At 46.0% G+C, this 1556-nt stretch carries 2 protein-coding genes; both read left to right on the plus strand.

Annotation, left to right across the window (positions count from 1 at the left end; translation table 11 throughout):
* Nucleotides 1-171: 171 nt before the first annotated feature.
* Complete coding sequence (locus DWY25_RS17530; protein ID WP_117896418.1) at nucleotides 172-759, plus strand: O-methyltransferase; 588 nt, start codon at nucleotides 172-174, stop codon at nucleotides 757-759.
* Nucleotides 760-810: 51 nt separating this feature from the next.
* Nucleotides 811-1356 (plus strand): hypothetical protein, encoded by a 546-nt coding sequence (locus DWY25_RS17535; protein ID WP_117896420.1) that lies wholly within the window; start codon nucleotides 811-813, stop codon nucleotides 1354-1356.
* Nucleotides 1357-1556: the final 200 nt, after the last annotated feature.

A 1556-nucleotide genomic window follows, 5' to 3' on the forward strand; every position in this document is an offset into this window, starting at 1 on the left:
CTATGCCTGCCATAGTGAAGGCAGCTCGTTGCCAGGTTCATTGGTTCCCCTCAATGGGAACCTTTTTCTTATTTTATCTTATGAACAGGCTAGAGATAAATTGCTGAAAGAAATTATGGAGTTTGCTGAAGTCAGCCGTTTTTGACTGAAGTCAATGAAGGAGGGAAAGCGATGCCGTCGATTAATGAACTGGAAGTTTATGCTCAGGAAAACCATGTGCCGATCATGATGAAAACCGGGATTGAGTTCATTCTGGAACTGATTCGTAATCAAGCCTATACCCGCATACTGGAACTGGGCACGGCCATTGGGTATTCTGCAATTCGAATGGCTAAGCTCTCGCCGCAGATTCAGATCGACACTTTGGAGAACGATCCGGAGCGGGCTCAGCTGGCGCTGGTTAATATTGCAGCACAACAGTTAGAGGCTCAGATTCATGTGCATGCCCTGGATATTGCCCAATTCCAGACTGATCAACAATACGATTTGATTTTCGTGGATGCAGCGAAGGCCCAGTATCCCCGCTATCTGGAACAATTCCGCGCTAATCTGGCGGACGGCGGAGTTTTTGTCTTTGATAATCTGAACTTCCATGGAATGGTCGAAGATCCCTCGCTGACGGAAAACAAGGGTACTCGTCAAATGATTAAAAAACTGCGGCGGTTTCGGGAAATGTTGATGACCCATCCCGATTATCTTACCCAGTTCTATCCCGAGGTCGGCGACGGGGTAGCTGTGGTGAGCTTGTTAAGAAAATAGTTTAAAACCGTGTGAAATATGATAGAATAGAGAAAAGGATCGGTGACAACGATGAAAAAAGGATTATTATTCGGTTTGCTGGCAGCCGCTGGCGGAGCGGCTTATCTGTTAAGCAAAGCCGCCAATAAAAAAGAAGAAGAAAAGACGATTATCACTCTGAGTAACGATGAGGATGAATCGACGGCCCAGCCGCAGGAAGAGAAGCCTGCTGAGGCGGAGCCTGAAGCCTTGGAAGAAGAACCGCAGTATTCCCGCGAGGTGCAGGAAATTAATCTGATGTATCCTTATCTAAAACCGGCGTTTATTTCAGCCTGTCTGAAAGAACAGCTGGATTTCGATCAGAACTATCCGGAAGGCTCGCTGATCACGATTTATCACGATATCAGCTTCCCTGCCGTTGAGGATTTGATTACCTTCGTCCGGATCATTAAGGAACACGATTATCAAATCAATGAAGCGGATGGCGATCAGTCGCTTACGATCAGTAAGGATCTGATTGTGGAAAAAGGAAAAATTCTCAGCGATATTCTGAATGTTTCCAACCAGGTCTGCTGCCTGAACGGTCAGTATCACGCGTATCGCCTGGAATCCAAATAAAAGAAAATAAGTCTGCTTGCCGTGTTGACGGTGCGGACTTTTTCTTTTTTAGCCGCGATTTCCGGCCGCTCCTCTTGAGTGGTAATAACCGAAAGCGGTATCATAAACTGCAGATCGCTAAACGAATTCTACACTTTGTCAAAACCGGAAAGGGGCTGTGACAAATCAGGAAAATAAGAAAAAACCATAAGCTCACAGCC

Source organism: Holdemania filiformis (genome assembly GCF_003459085.1).
Taxonomy (GTDB): domain Bacteria; phylum Bacillota_I; class Bacilli_A; order Erysipelotrichales; family Erysipelotrichaceae; genus Holdemania; species Holdemania filiformis.